The 14,697-nt window shown below is 42.4% G+C and carries 15 protein-coding genes; 10 read left to right on the top strand and 5 right to left on the bottom strand.

Features of this window, described 5'->3' with window-relative positions; translation table 11 throughout:
- The first annotated feature begins 39 nt into the window (after positions 1-39).
- From F0145_RS22540 to F0145_RS22515, 6 genes are all read left to right on the top strand, one after another.
- Positions 40-588, top strand: coding sequence for a TlpA family protein disulfide reductase (locus tag F0145_RS22540; RefSeq protein WP_150092251.1), 549 nt, complete (start codon positions 40-42; stop codon positions 586-588).
- A 595-nt stretch (positions 589-1,183) separates the two neighbouring features.
- Positions 1,184-2,788 (top strand): ribosomal protection-like ABC-F family protein, encoded by a 1,605-nt coding sequence (abc-f, locus tag F0145_RS22535; protein ID WP_317133202.1) that lies wholly within the window; start codon positions 1,184-1,186, stop codon positions 2,786-2,788.
- Positions 2,789-2,845: 57 nt separating this feature from the next.
- Positions 2,846-3,460, top strand: a complete 615-nt coding sequence (locus tag F0145_RS22530; RefSeq protein ID WP_150092249.1) for a DapH/DapD/GlmU-related protein — start codon at positions 2,846-2,848, stop codon at positions 3,458-3,460.
- Between the two features lie 219 nt (positions 3,461-3,679).
- The gene (locus tag F0145_RS22525) at positions 3,680-3,964 is read left to right on the top strand and encodes a hypothetical protein (RefSeq protein ID WP_150092247.1); all 285 of its coding nucleotides are present in this window, start codon (positions 3,680-3,682) and stop codon (positions 3,962-3,964) included.
- A gap of 221 nt (positions 3,965-4,185) precedes the next feature.
- Complete coding sequence (locus tag F0145_RS22520) at positions 4,186-4,692, top strand: GNAT family N-acetyltransferase (protein ID WP_150092245.1); 507 nt, start codon at positions 4,186-4,188, stop codon at positions 4,690-4,692.
- A gap of 332 nt (positions 4,693-5,024) precedes the next feature.
- Complete coding sequence (locus F0145_RS22515; protein ID WP_150092243.1) at positions 5,025-5,981, top strand: nitrilase family protein; 957 nt, start codon at positions 5,025-5,027, stop codon at positions 5,979-5,981.
- Between the two features lie 208 nt (positions 5,982-6,189).
- Here the strand turns inward: F0145_RS22515 and F0145_RS22510 are convergent, their stop codons facing one another.
- The 3 genes from F0145_RS22510 to F0145_RS22500 all read right to left on the bottom strand — a co-directional run bounded on the left by F0145_RS22510 (position 6,190) and on the right by F0145_RS22500 (position 9,011).
- Entirely contained in the window at positions 6,190-6,879 is a 690-nt protein-coding gene (locus tag F0145_RS22510; RefSeq protein ID WP_150092241.1) for a DUF421 domain-containing protein, read from the bottom strand.
- 3 nt (positions 6,880-6,882) lie between these two features.
- A complete protein-coding gene (locus F0145_RS22505) occupies positions 6,883-7,578 on the bottom strand; it encodes a DUF421 domain-containing protein (RefSeq protein WP_150092239.1) in 696 nt (231 codons plus the stop codon).
- Positions 7,579-8,585: 1,007 nt separating this feature from the next.
- Positions 8,586-9,011: a DUF1810 domain-containing protein gene (locus tag F0145_RS22500; protein ID WP_150092237.1), complete on the bottom strand. Its 426-nt coding sequence runs from the start codon at positions 9,009-9,011 to the stop codon at positions 8,586-8,588.
- 250 nt (positions 9,012-9,261) lie between these two features.
- On the opposite strand from F0145_RS22500, the gene F0145_RS22495 reads away from it, so the two are divergent.
- Positions 9,262-9,891 carry a class I SAM-dependent methyltransferase gene (locus tag F0145_RS22495; protein ID WP_150092235.1) on the top strand — a complete coding sequence of 210 codons (630 nt, stop codon included), beginning with the start codon at positions 9,262-9,264 and terminating at the stop codon, positions 9,889-9,891.
- Between the two features lie 21 nt (positions 9,892-9,912).
- Here F0145_RS22495 and F0145_RS22490 read toward each other — a convergent pair whose 3' ends face one another.
- Complete coding sequence (locus tag F0145_RS22490) at positions 9,913-10,902, bottom strand: 2-hydroxyacid dehydrogenase (protein WP_150092233.1); 990 nt, start codon at positions 10,900-10,902, stop codon at positions 9,913-9,915.
- Between the two features lie 248 nt (positions 10,903-11,150).
- On the opposite strand from F0145_RS22490, the gene F0145_RS22485 reads away from it, so the two are divergent.
- Together F0145_RS22485 and F0145_RS22480 are read left to right on the top strand one after the other, a co-directional pair.
- Positions 11,151-11,582 (top strand): GNAT family N-acetyltransferase, encoded by a 432-nt coding sequence (locus tag F0145_RS22485; protein ID WP_150092231.1) that lies wholly within the window; start codon positions 11,151-11,153, stop codon positions 11,580-11,582.
- A gap of 199 nt (positions 11,583-11,781) precedes the next feature.
- A complete protein-coding gene (locus F0145_RS22480) occupies positions 11,782-12,585 on the top strand; it encodes a tellurite resistance TerB family protein (RefSeq protein WP_150092229.1) in 804 nt (267 codons plus the stop codon).
- A gap of 153 nt (positions 12,586-12,738) precedes the next feature.
- Here F0145_RS22480 and F0145_RS22475 read toward each other — a convergent pair whose 3' ends face one another.
- Positions 12,739-13,332 carry an RNA polymerase sigma factor gene (locus F0145_RS22475; protein WP_150092227.1) on the bottom strand — a complete coding sequence of 198 codons (594 nt, stop codon included), beginning with the start codon at positions 13,330-13,332 and terminating at the stop codon, positions 12,739-12,741.
- 215 nt (positions 13,333-13,547) lie between these two features.
- On the opposite strand from F0145_RS22475, the gene F0145_RS22470 reads away from it, so the two are divergent.
- Entirely contained in the window at positions 13,548-14,603 is a 1,056-nt protein-coding gene (locus tag F0145_RS22470) for a FecR family protein (protein WP_150092225.1), read from the top strand.
- Positions 14,604-14,697: the final 94 nt, after the last annotated feature.

Below are 14,697 nucleotides of genomic sequence, written 5' to 3'. Positions count from 1 at the left end.
TTTCTTTGAATAAAGACGGATAAACCTAATATTAGGGCTATGAAGAGAAGTTATCATTTAATTAAAATATTTTTATTCGCGGCCGTTATTACCAGTTGCAATAACCCCCAAAGTAAGGTGCCGGAAAGCCAGGAAACCGCAACCCAGAACAGCCAATCGCCGGTAAGTGCGCCACCCCAAGCTACCGAAGCCGCCACCGATTTACCACAACTGCCCTTAACCAAACTGGATGGTACCAAACTAATGGCCAACAACCTGACCGGGAAAACCATTTTATTCTTTTTTCAGCCGGATTGTGACCATTGCCAGCGCGAAACGGCTCAAATTCGGGAGAACTTACAGGCCTTTCGTGATTATCAGGTTTATTTTATTACCAATTACCCGCAAGATGCTTTAACCAAATTTGCGCAGGAATATAAACTAGCTTTTGAACCGAACTTTGTGTTTGCCCAAGCCTCCATCGAAGATATTTTAAACACGGTTGGCCCCATGGAGTCGCCGAGTATGTTTATTTACACCGCGGAGGGCCGTTTGGTAAAAGCGTTTAAAGGCGAAACCCCCATTACCCAAATATTGCCGGCTTTGTAGGATAGCTGCTATTTTGCATAATTTTCTTCTAAACAGCTTATTAGTATAAGCAATCTACCCGTGTCATTCAGGAGGAAACTATTTGGCAACCTGCTAAATAGTTTCCTCCTGAATGACAGAATTGGGTTTCTTAAACCTCTTTTCAGACATTTGCAATCCATAAGTAAAATGATTTATTTCAGTTATTTATGAAATTAAAGGTACCACCCACGCTAATATATTAGATGGTAAAGAAACCGAAAAAATTTTATCTAGCTTATTAAAGTATAAGGCCGTAGCGTTTAGTATTTGGATTAAAAGCGAAGTTGGTCGCCATTAGGGCTTTGCCCAACTACTTGCCGGTGAAAACACGCTGCAAGGGCTACTGACTAACGACTTATTTAAATGCTATACAACTAAGCTGGCCCCAAAAGCAATTAATATAGTTTCATCGGTGGGCAATCAGGACTAGTACCCAAACGCATTACAACCAAAAAATTTTTGTAAATTTGCCTGCACCTACCTACTAAAGACCTATTTATGTGAGATATAATTTCTTTCAGGAAGAAAACAGCTAGTGTACCGCTTAGGCGGAACACGGTTATTATTCACTTTTTTGAAGAAAGAAATTATGGTTACCTTACAGCATATTTCCTATACCCATCCTAACCAGGATCTATTATTTCAGAACCTAAATCTCACCCTTAACCGGCACCACAAAGCAGCCTTAATTGGCAATAACGGCGCCGGTAAATCTACTTTACTTAAAATTATTGCCGGTGATTTACCACCAGCCGATGGATTAATAAAAACCAGTTCTAAACCATATTATGTACCGCAATTATTCGGGCAGTTTAACCACCTAACGGTTGCCCAGGCCCTCCGGATAGAAACAAAATTAAAAGCGTTAAAAGAAATTCTGGAAGGCCAGGTAACCGAAGAAAACCTGGAAAGGCTAAACGACGACTGGACCCTGGAAGAACGGTGCCAGGAGGCGCTGCAATATTGGCAACTAACCGATCTGGATTTATCGCAGCCCATGGGCACCCTTAGCGGTGGGCAAAAAACCAAAGTGTTTCTGGCGGGTATTTTTATTCACCAACCCGAAATTGTTTTATTAGATGAGCCCAGCAACCACCTCGATACCGCCGGCAGAGCTTTGTTGTATAAATTTATTCAGTCCACGAGCAGCACTTTATTGGTAGTAAGCCACGACCGCACTTTGCTGAATTTATTGGACCTGGTTTTGGAACTAAGCAAGCGCGGCATAACCGTTTACGGCGGCAATTTTGAGTTCTACCAAGAGCAGAAACAAATCCAAAGCCAGGCCTTAACCGAAGATGTTAAAAGCAAGGAAAAAGCCCTACGGAAAGCCAAAGAAGTAGAACGGGAAACCGCCGAAAAACAACAAAAGCTGGATGCCCGCGGTAAGAAAAAACAGGAAAAAGCCGGACTTCCTAAAATTGTGATGAATACCCTGAAAAACAGCGCGGAAAACAGCACCGCTAAGCTAAAAGGCGTGCATGCCGAAAAAATAGGAGCCATTGCCCAGGAACTTACGGCCTTGCGGCAAGAATTACCCGCTGCAGACAAAATGAAGTTTAACTTCGACCAATCGGCGCTGCACCAGGGCAAAATATTAGTTACGGCCCAGGATATTAACTACGGGTATGCCGGACAATTACTTTGGCAACAGCCCTTAAATTTTCGGATTACCAGCGGCGAACGAATTGCCCTGCAAGGCTTAAACGGCTCGGGCAAAACCACTTTAATAAAAATAATTTTAGGCCAACTGGAGCCAAATTCCGGTACGGTTTACCGGGCAGCTAACCAGGCCGTGTACATCGACCAGGATTATTCTTTAATAAACAACCACCTGAATATTTACGAGCAGGCGCAGCAGTTTAACCGTACTGCCCTGCAGGAGCACGAAATAAAAATCAGGCTAAACCGGTTTTTGTTTACCAAAGACGATTGGGATAAACCTTGTAGTGCCCTGAGCGGCGGCGAAAAAATGCGGCTCATGCTTTGCTGCCTCACCATTGGTAACCAAGCGCCCGATATAATTATTCTGGACGAACCAACCAATAACCTGAATATTCAGAACACCGAAATATTAACCGCGGCTATTAACGATTACCAGGGCACGCTGCTGGTGGTATCGCACGATGCGTATTTTCTGAAGCAAGTAAACATAGAACGAACGATTAATTTGGTATAGCTATCCTTAAAGAATGCGGCAAATGAGCGCCGCTAGCATATTAACTGATTACTCTACATGATACCGATAGACAATTTTATAGAAGACTTTTCCAGCCTGTTGCCTAACCACGGTAACCTGCTGCCCTGGGAGATTACGAATAACCTGAAAAATATCTTATCCGGGATAATTACAAATCTGGGAGCTGAATTTACGATTAACGATAACGTAGCGGTGCACCAAACGGCTGTAATAGAGCAAGGCGTTGTGCTGAAAGGTCCGGCAATTATTGGTCCGCATTGTTTTGTGGGGGCACATGCTTATTTCCGGGAGGGTGTTTTCCTGACCGATTCAGTTAGAATTGGGCCCGGTTGCGAAATCAAAAACAGTATTATTTGCGCCAATACGGCCATTGCACATTTTAATTACATTGGTAACAGCATTATTGGCCGGCAGGTTAATTTCGAAGCCGGTTCTATTGCGGCCAATCATTATAATGAAAGAGCAATCAAAAATATTTCGGTGGTTTACGATTCCAGAATAATTAATACCGGCAGCGATAAATTTGGCTCTTTGGTGGGCGATTATTCCAGAATTGGAGCCAATGCGGTGTTGTCGCCGGGCACTATTCTAAGTAAAAATTCGGTGGTAAAACGGCTGGAATTAGTAGAACAGCATAAAATAGATTCCTAAACGGATTCAGGTTTTTGTAATTTTTAACTGTTTCGGATACCAAAAGTAAGGTGAAAATATGGTTGTTTACCGGCTTCTAAGGTGGTGGTAAGTATGTTTATGCTTCTGAAAAAGCTTATCTCAGATGTTAATTTTTATACGTAAGGGCTAATTTTCGGCTAATTTTAATATACCTGGTTGCCAGATGCCCGTAAGAATAGGCAGATAAATATTTGCGCTATGAAGAAATACAGAATAAATTTTATTGCCCGAAACGATAATACCTCTGGTGGTGGGGTAGATAATAATACTGGTCCACATGCCGGCGACGACAAAGAAAAAAAGCATAAGCTGAAAGGTAGTGATGAGACCGACGACCAGGATGCCGGTAAAGGTAGTGGGGCCGGAAACGCCGGCAATGCTGCCAAAGCCGGTGGTTTAGGCGGCGGCAACACTGGCGGCATGGAAGGCTCGCATTTAACTGGCGGCTTTGAAGGCGATGGCCCGCCGGAAGGTAAATCTTAAAGCATAATAAAAGAAAAGCAAGCTACTAAAGCTTGCTTTTTTATTTTGGATGAGGGCTAACGTATAAACGTAGGCTGGTGGCTAATATCCAGTAAAGTAGTTTAAAAAAACAGGGCCTCCGGCTTGGCTTGTCCGTTCAAATATTTATCTTTCTTTTTTAGTTTATGCGGGCCTTTTTAGCCCTGTGGTTTTCCGTTAGAACATCCTCAAAAACTAACCAGATGAATTTCAAGCTTCGGCCCTGGACCCTGGCAGATTTAGACAGTTTGGTGAAATATGCCAACAATGCCGCCATTGCCCAGTTCATGACCGATCAGTTTCCGCATCCCTATACATCCGAGCATGGCCAAAATTTTATCGGTTTTGCTACCAGCAACACGCCGTCTAAAATATTTGCCATTGAAGTAAACGGCGAAGCAGCCGGAGGCATTGGTATACATCCGCAAACCGATATATACCGGAAAAATGCGGAGTTGGGCTATTGGTTGGGCGAACCGTACTGGGGGCAGGGCATTATTACCCAAGCCATTGGGCAAATGGTAGCTTTTGCCTTTCAAAACCTGGACGTTGAGCGAATATTTGCGCGGCCTTTTGGCTCGAATAAAGCTTCGCAGCGGGTGCTGGAAAAAGCCGGTTTTGTGCTGGAAGCGCATTTAATTAAAACCCTTTATAAAAACGGGAATTTTGAAGATGAACTGATTTATGCCGTAAGACGACCTAAGCTGTAAGTAATAGCGCTGTAAAATTCAGAAAGAAGAACTTGAAGCGGCGGCGTGTTTATTTAATAATTAGTAATTATGCCAAAGGCAAAAGTATGAAGAATATAGGTTTAAGAAACCCACATTTGTCATTCAGGAGGAAACTATGTAGCAGGTAACTAAATAGGTTCCTCCCGGAATACTTGTATTCCCAGAATGACAAATGTAGACTCCAAAGACTTAACTTTTATCTAAATTAAAATAGTTATTTGAATATTTATACAATTACCATAATCAGGAAAGTGGCAGGTTAAAAATTGCTGTAAAGCAAACCTCAGGCCTGAAACTTCAAACCAATAACAATGGAAAAACTTAAAATTGCGACGGCTCAGTTCGAGAATAAAAGCAACGACAAAGTATATAATTTAAGCGTGATTGAAGACCTGAGCCGGCAAGCTGCCGAAGCAGGCGCCAAGGTTATTTCTTTTCACGAGTGTTCTGTTACAGGTTATACGTTTGCGCGTCCGCTTTCTAAAGCCCAGATGTTGGAAGTAGCCGAGTTTATTCCGGATGGGCCCAGTGTAAAACGCTTAACCGAAATAGCCCGCCGCCACGACATTGCAATATTAGCCGGGCTTTTCGAAAAAGACGAAGCCGACAAAATTTACAAAGGCTACGTGTGCGTAGATAAAAACGGACTGGTAGCCAAATACCGGAAACTGCATCCGTTTATTAACCCCAATATTACGCCCGGCAATAGCTATTGTGTGTTTGAATTATTTGGCTGGAAGTGCGGCATTTTAATTTGCTACGATAACAATATTATTGAGAACGTAAGAGCCACCAATTTACTGGGTGCCGATATTATTTTTACCCCGCACGTAACCATGTGCACGCCCTCTACGCGGCCCGGCGCCGGCTTTGTAGAACCTAAACTTTGGGAAAACCGTGAGAACGATCCCACTTCTTTGAGGCTTGAGTTTGATGGCATGAAAGGCAGAGACTGGCTGATGAAGTGGCTGCCCGCGCGCGCTTACGACAACGGCATCTACGTAGTTTTTTCCAACCCTATTGGTATGGACGACGACCAACTAAAAAATGGCTGCTCTATGATTATTGACCCTTTTGGCGATATTATTGCCGAATGCCGGAAACTGGATAACGATATTGCCATTGCCACCCTAATCCCCGATAAACTTAAAAATGCCGGCGGTTACCGCTACAAAAAAGCCCGCCGGCCCGATTTATACCGCGATATTATTGGCCAGCCGCATACCCCCGACCAAAAAGTGGTTTGGCTAAACCCGGGCGAGGAGTAGAACCACCTTTAACTAAACTTTGGATTTTACGATCTATGCCAATCTCGCAGAATATTTCTTTGTGTTTTTAATATGGCAGTTTATAGTTAATAATCTGTAAGGCTATCGGTAACCTTCCGGACGGTGAGGCACCGTCCGGGGTGTTGGTTAGAACCTGGATAAAGGTTAAAGAATTTTTTACAGGTGATTTTTTCTTAAACCAAAAAAGTTAGGTAATTATGGCTTCTTCCCAATCCTGATGATGGCAGCGGTCGCATTCTTCGGTTGGTTTAGGGCCTTTTACAATATTGCCGCAACTGCGGCAGGCATAATTTGCAGGTGCTTTCGGCAACGAGTCCTGAAAATCTTTGTCCCAGGTGGGTAAGGTAGATAAGCCAATTTTTTCATCGGAATATTGCAGGATAGAAAACTTACCGTTGGCTTCTAAGTAAGCGCGTTGCACCCGGCCCAAATTATTAATGCCATTGTGCCGGAACTCGGCCATCAGGCGTTCGCGGGTCAGGCGCGTTTGTTCCATTTTGTCTAGCTGCAAATAGCCATCTTTTACCAGTAAATCCATATCGTCTAGTACCAGGCTTTCAAACTTAGTGCTTTTCATGGCCCGCCAGGCAATATATTTCTGAAAGCTAATAATAACCACCGCAATAATTATAACCGGCAATATTCCGCGCTCCGGCGATTGTAAGGCCACACCGTTAGCCGCAGCCAGGCAAATCAAAGCAATCATTTCGTTGCGGGTAAGTAACGAGCCCATGCGCTTGCCCATTATTCGCATCGATACCATTAAAATAATATAAATAAGGGCAATGCGGAAGAGTGCCTCCATAAAAAAAGCGGGCGGATTCTCGCCAATAAAAATGCGGGCCCAATCGCCGAGATGTATTTCTTCGGGTTTCATACTTTAAACTTCTTTAACGGCGTAAGTCCATTCGTTACAATTACAACGCACACACGCCCTGTTTTTTACATCTTCTTTTAACTCCAACTGCCCACACTGAAAGCAAACACAATATTTATTGTCGCGCGCTTCGGCTTCGTGTAGTTCTGCATCCCGCTCGGGCAAAATAGATAAACCGGGTTTCGGATTTTTTTCCCGGAAAACACTAAACAGGCCGCAAGCTTCGAGGTAAGCCCGCTTTACCTGCCCTAGATGCTGCACATTTTGCGAGCGCAGGTTGGCAAAAAGCTGTTCTTTCGAAACCTTGGCTTTGCTCATTTCTGCAATATCCAGGTAGCCATCTTTTGCCATCAACTGAATATCGCCCTGCGTTAATACTTCTATTTTCTTAAATTTAAAACCCAGCCAGTTTAAGCCCCGCTGAAAAAACAAAGCTGCCAGCAGAATAACCATTCCTACTAATAAACCGCGTTCGGGTACTTGCATAGGCACCGAAACAATACCGCCCAGCGTAATCATAACGGCCAACTCCGAAATAGTTAACTGGGCATTCATGCGCTTACCCAGCAACCGCATAGTAACCGTTAAAGCCAGGTAAATAATTATGGTACGAAGAAGAACCTCCAGCATAAATTCCCACGGTGCATTCCCTAAAAATATCCTTTGAATATCAGATAAAAAGATTTCTTCCTTTTTCATAGCACCTACCTTACGCACTCACTAAAAGGGAGTTATGCCTAAAATTTGGAATAAATACGTAGGTGTTGCTATAAAAAGCAGATTTCTTTAAAAAATTGTTAAGGTTAATATATTGATAATTAATGCCTTACAAAAGGTTAGTTGTTTTTACAGAAAAGCACTTTTGTAAGGAAGCCTGATTAAATTTAGGTTAATTATTTTGGTGGTACAGAAAGGCTTAAGTATAGAGGCAGCAACAACGCCGGATATTTATTACCTAAATGGGATAGCTGTAGGCTGCCACTTTTCTGTTATTTAAAAGAAGAAGTATGTAGGTGAAAATTTTGGCTAGTTTCTCCAAAAGTTAGGTCTTTTGTTTTATACTAAGGTTTTCAAGTTCAACTCTTACTCCATGCCCGAAGCGCATACTGGCTAGCACGATGCTGCTTAAACTGTTTTCAAATTAGCCGAAATAATCAAAAGCAACTGACTAGGCAATAACTTAACGATAACTTTCATGCTATTTCCTTTTTTCATCTAAAATTCATTTTTGGCAAATATCTTAACATTACTGAAAATAAATTTTCTAAAATAATGCCGGAGGGAAACTATGTTGTATTGGCCATACAGGAGGGTACCATTACCTTTTCGGGATTAGATGAGAGTTGGAAATGAAAGAATGAATAATGGAAAGAAATTATATGTCCGTTTGTCAACGTTGCCAGGATAAAACTTCCACCTTACAGTCTTCCTGGTTTAATACACAAATGTTATGTTCGGCTTGTTGCGCGGAAGAGGCCGTTCATCCCCTTTATGCACACGCCCAACAGCTAGAGTTTGCTAAAATTCAAACAGGTGATTATCGGTTTGTTGGAATAGGCTTACCCGATGATCTACAAAGAAAATACTGTTCTAAATAAAACAAGTTCTTTCTTTGCAACAGCAAGGCTGATGGAGGTCCATTTTATATAATCCGGTTTACTGGGCTGCTTAAAGGAGGCTCATAAGCGATTAAATGTAAAGTGTTTTTAATAATTTAATATTTGTAGCGTTTTATCGTCTTTGTTTCCCTGGTAAAACTTGTCTAATATTAATCCGAAAATCGCATGAGTATTTGGCAAGGCAGAAAATAAGGTCATCGAGGATTTTAATTTTAAATCATCCGGACTCCCGAATATAGCATAGGCATCTTGGCTTTCCAGTTTGTATAACTCCTGACAAATATCAACCAATCTACTTCCTAGTAGCGGATGTTCAAGATAGGCTTGCGCTTCCTCCAAATCTTTGATGGCATAAAACTGGGAAGTACTACTATAACCTAAGCCTTTTATTTGCGGAAAGATAAACCACATCCAATGGCTATGTTTGCGGCCGTTTCTTACTTCGGCTAAGGCAATAGGGTAAGCAGTTTCTTGAGCGTCCAGAAATCTTTGCAAGTTGTTCTCTTTTTTCATGTGATTCTAACCGTATTTTACCTACTGCTAAGGAAAGGATTCTTCTCTTATATTATATCCTAGATTTACAATAATTAGGCAGAGTTTAATGACTTTTGTTATATTTAAGAAAAGGCCGTAAGCCGAGACACTGATACCGTTTTTTGCTAGTATACCTGAACTCCTTTCAAATGGCCTAAGGTTAAGGGGCCTAACCTTATACAGGCTGAATTATAATTTGTTTTATTTGGCTTTACAACCAACTATCCGCATGAAAACCAGAGAAGCTTATAATATTTGGGCAACCCAGTACGACACGAATAAAAACAAAACCCGCGACTTGGAAGCAAGGGCTTTGCGTCAGGAATTAAGCCCAATACCTTTTGTTAATTGCCTAGAAATAGGTTGCGGAACCGGAAAAAACACCGTTTGGCTAATTCAAAAGGCGGCGCAGGTTACGGCCGTAGATTTATCGGAAGAAATGCTGGCGCGGGCCAAAGAAAAAGTTAGCGTCAGCAACGTAACTTTTATGCAAGCCGATATTACCGCCGAATGGCCTTTTGAAACGGAAAGTTTTGATTTGGTAAGTTTTAGCTTGGTGCTGGAACACATTGCCGACCTTAATTTTATTTTTGCGCAGGTAGCCAAAGTACTAAAACCGGGCGGGCACGTTTACCTCGGCGAACTGCACCCCTTTAAGCAATATGCCGGCACCAAAGCCCGCTTCGATACCGAAGCCGGCCGCACCGAACTGGAATGTTTTACCCATCATATTTCGGAATTTATGCAGGCCGCCCGTAACCACCAATTAAGGCTCCTGAACCTGAATGAATATTTTGATGAAAATGACCCAACTAAACTCCCTCGCATTTTAACGTTAGTTCTGCAAAAGTCTGTGTAGTAAAGCTAGCCTGGCCAGGGTTTATTTCACTTCGTTGGCAAGTTCGCGCTGGTTGGCAAAATCCTGAATATTCTGTAAAGTAGTCTCGGCAATTTTTTGCAGCGCGTTAGAAGTTAAAAAAGCCTGGTGACCGGTTATTAAAACGTTGTTAAACGAAAGCAGCCTCATAAAAACATCGTCCTGAATTACTTTATTCGATAAATCTTCGAAAAATAAATCGCCTTCTTCTTCATAAACATCTAAACCCAGGTAACTGATTTGTTCTTTTTTCAGGCCTACTATTACCGCGCGGGTATCTATCAGGGCACCCCGGCTGGTGTTTATCAGCATTACGCCTTTCTTCATTTTAGCAATAGAACTGGCATTAATAATATGGTGCGTTTCGGGCGTAAGCGGGCAATGCAGCGAAATAATATCTGATTGGGAATAAAGCGCATCTAAAGAAGAAAATTCCACGCCAATGCTGTCGGCCTCTTCTGATTTTGCTACATCGTAACCCAATACGCGGCAGCCGAAGCCTTTTAAGATGCGGGCGGTAGCTAAACCAATTTTACCCAAGCCAATCAGGCCGGCGGTTTTGCCGTGCAAATCAAATCCCAGCAAACCGTTCAGGGCAAAGTTGCCTTCTTTCACGCGGTTGTAGGCCCGGTGGGTTTTACGGTTTAAGGTTAAAATAAGCGCCAGCGTATGTTCGGCCACGGCATACGGCGAATAAGCCGGTACGCGTACTACTTTAATACCCAGCGAATGAGCGGTTTTTAAATCTACGTTGTTAAAACCGGCGCAGCGTAAAGCCAATAATTTAATGCCCTGGTTTGCCAATATTTGTAGTACTTCGGCGGTAATGGCATCGTTCACAAAAACACAAACCACCTCGTAGCCCTGGGCCAGCACGGCCGTTTTGCTGTTTAAGTGGGCTTCCAGAAAATTCAGTTCGAAATTATATTGTTGGTTTACCTCCGTAAAAAATTGCTGGTCGTAGGGTTTGGCGCTGAAGAATATAATTTTCATAGTTAAAAAATTAAAGCAGATTAGTACTCGAAATATTTCTAAAGAATATTGTACTATTCAGAATCTGGTTTTGAGTTTAATATTTTAGCCGGCGTTCGATTTTCGTTTTTAACTTAATTGTTTTACGCCGGCTAATATTTTAGTGGCTCAAAGTAAAGCGGTTAATTACTTAATTATAATGACAATAATCAGTAAAGCCGCTAATAAATATTGCCTTCTTGCCAGCACAAGATATAAAACTAATCAGGATGAACATATTTGTTAGAGCTATAACCGTAGCGGATAGCACGGCCGTTGCAAGCTTAACTAACCAGCTCGGATACCAAACCACTGCAGCCGAAACTGCTGATTTACTAGCCGAAATATTAAAAAGCAAAACGGATTTAGCCTTGGTAGCCGAAATAAATAAAGAGGTAGTGGGCTGGATTCATGCGTTTTACGCCATAAGGTTAGAGTCGGGGAGGTTTGTTGAAATTGGTGGCCTGGTGGTAGATGCGCCGCACCGCGGCAAAGGCATTGGTAAAATATTAGTAGCAGCGGTAACGCAATGGGCCAGCCAGTACCAGATTACCCATATAAAAGTCAGGTGCAATACCAAACGATTTGCCAGTCACCAGTTTTACCGGCAAGCTGGTTTTACCGAAGTTAAAGAACAGAAAATATTCGAAATTAAAGTTTAATGTAAAAGCGCCCACAAATATTAATTGGGCCGGTACCAGCAGTTGTAAGTAATGCAAAGAATATTTATAGCAGTACGCCGGGCTGTTAAAATGTATAAGTAAGCGGCTAATTCTGAGTTTAGTGGCTCGCAACGGAGAACATTAACTTACTTCCGGTTCGGCACGTTAAGACAAGTTAGAACTATACCAGATAAAACTAATGGAACAAGAGCAGACAACCTTATTAAAAGATTATTCCCTGGAAGAACGGGGTGCGTATTTAGCCGCTTTGGCCACCATGGCCTCGGCCGACGGCCACGCTTCTGATGAAGAACTGGAATTTTTGCGCCTGATGGGCGAAGCCGCCGAACTGCCCGAAAATATTCATGAAGAAGTCGTGCAAATAGCCCGCAATCCTTCGGCCATCAGCCTGCAAAAATGTTTAGACCAGCTTAAAAACAGCCAGTTACGGTTTTCGTTTGTAACCGATATTATCAGTTTTGCCAAAGCCGACGGCAAGTATACGCCCGAAGAAGAAAAGCATATTCAGGATATGGCTAATTATTTAGGTATTAACCAAAAGCAGTTTAGCCTCCTCGATAATTTTGTAAACACCGCCAACGAAGCCCAGCAAAAAGGCGAAGATACTACCTCGCAATCGTTTGTAAATAAAAGTGGCTTTGGCGATATGTTTAAAAATGCCGGTATTTCGCCCCAAATGGTAACGGGCATGTTAGGAATATTGGCTCCCATTGTAATTAGCCGCATGATGAGTGGCGGCCGGCGCCGGAGCCACGGCATGATGGGCGGTATGGGCGGCGGCTTGCTTGGTGGTTTACTAGGCGGTGGCATGATGGGCGGCGGTATGTACCGCGGTGGTTCTGGTGGCAGCGGCCTGGGTTCTATTATTTCTATTTTGGGTGGTTTAAACGGTCGGCGCGGCTATGGCGGCATGAGTTCTGGTGGCTTGGCCGGCTTACTCGGGGGTATTTTGGGCGGCGGCCGTAATCGTTCGGGCTGGTAATAGCAGATTAACAGGAGCAGGATGTTTAATCCTGCTCTTGGGTTATATTAGTTAAGTAAATCCTCCTCCAGTCTTTCCGAAGGGGAATTTGGATAGTTTTGTGAAAGTTTGAATAATATTAAGAAGGTTTTAGCCAGAAATATTCCGGTAACACTATAAAAAGCTAAAGAGAACCCCAATATTAAGGTAAATAACTTTATACAACTTTAGTTTCAGGCGAATAGCCCGTAACGCCTTATTCAGATGGTTCTCGATGTTGCTGTTACTGGTCTGGAGTTTTTCGGCAATTTCATTATTACTTAAACCTTCTAAGCGGCTCATGACAAAAACCTGTTGCCGCACCGGCGGCAAAGCGGTATAGGTTTCTTGAAGCAACTGATCCAGTTCCTGGTAATCCAGGCTTTCTTCGATATAACTTTCAGTTTTGTTTTGGGCACTTGCCAGGTAACTGTGGTAAGCAAATTCATGTACCCGGTGCCGCGCTTTGTTGTAAACAAGGTGGCGGACCATTCGGAATAAATACCCATCAAAGTTTTGCTGTGGGTCGAGTAAATGTTTGCGCTCCCAAATCTTTAAAAATACCTCCTGCACTACTTCTTCCGCATCTTCTTTATTGCAGCCCAATTTTAAGGTAAAAGCATAAAGCTTGGGGCCAAAGCGCTGATAAATTTTTTCAAAAGCCAAGCGGTCGCCGTGTTTTAGCGCTTGAATAATGGCCGGGCTGTTATCCGCGTTTGCTTCCGTCATTTTACCGGTTAAATAAATTTAAGCTTTTTAAAGATTTTGGAGAAGTACTTTACCCGAAAATTAAATATTTCACAAATTATATAGTATTATGATTAGAAAACTAAACATAAAAAAAGGTTAAGTCAAGGTTTTTAAGAAATAAATAAATTTTTTGAAACCGAGGTGGTGCTGACCTTAAGTTAAGTGTATACCCTCCAAACGGCCTTTTATAGGTAATGGAAAATACACTATTAGAGAAATATTTCAGAGGAGAATGTTCGCCGGAGGAGGTAGAAAAAATTTTGGCGTGGTTCAAAGAATCGGAACTTCCCACGCCGCACGAACAGGAATTATACCGGTTGTGGGAAGAAGTAGAAATTGAAGAAGCATCTAAAGAATTTGCGCCGCATTCCGCCGCTATTTTGGCACGTATTAACGGAAATATAGAGAAACAAGCCGCCGCCGATTTGGTAACAGATTACGCTGAATCAGAAACTAACGTTTTAGCCCTGCCGAAAACCCAAACCCAATGGCAATGGTGGCTGAAAGTGGCCGCCATTATATTCCTGCCGGTTTGTTTCCTGTGGTTTTTCTCGGACCAATTCACCCGTAAAAATAAGTCTGTTATTCGGTTGGTAACCATCCAATCAGGTTCTGGAATCCGGAAAAATATTACCCTGGAAGATGGCTCGGTTATTACCTTAAACAGCAATAGCCAGGTTACTTATCCAGCGCATTTTTCCTCGCATAAAAGAGAAATTACCTTAACCGGCGAAGCATTTTTTAAAGTGGCCAAAGATGCCCAACGGCCTTTTATGGTAAAAACCGGTTCGCTGCTTACCCAGGCCTTAGGCACTTCTTTTAATATTAATTACCGCCCCGGTAAACAAAATGTAGCAATAGCCTTAGCTACCGGTTCAGTTAAAATTGAAAAAAATAAACCCGGCAATAAGACGCAACTGGCCATTCTCCTACCCGGCCAGCAATTACAATATAGCCAAACAGCCCTTACTTATAAAGTTTCTGCTTTTGATGCCCAGGAAGTTTTAAGCTGGCGGGCGGGTATTCTATATTTTAAACAGGCAAATTTAGAACAGGTTATTCAAAAACTCGAAGGCTGGTACGGCATTAATATTCAGGTAGTTGGCAAAATTCCGGGGCAAAAAAAAGAATGGCGTTACACGGGCAGTTACCAGGATGAAAGCCTGGATAATGTGCTGGCCGGGATAGCTTTTGTAAAAAGCTTTACTTACGAAAAGAAAGGAAATAAAATTTTAATAAAGTTTAGATAACTAAAGCTTAACAATTATGAAATAATGGAAATGTAAAATTACGCCGCAAAACTTCCGGATAGAAGCTTTGCGGCGCTTGCCTCCGAAAAACCAA

The sequence above is a fragment of the Adhaeribacter rhizoryzae genome, assembly GCF_008629685.1.
Taxonomy (GTDB): Bacteria; Bacteroidota; Bacteroidia; order Cytophagales; family Hymenobacteraceae; genus Adhaeribacter; species Adhaeribacter rhizoryzae.
The sequence above is the reverse complement of the archived record's forward strand: the minus strand, read 5'-3'. Positions and strand labels throughout refer to the sequence as shown.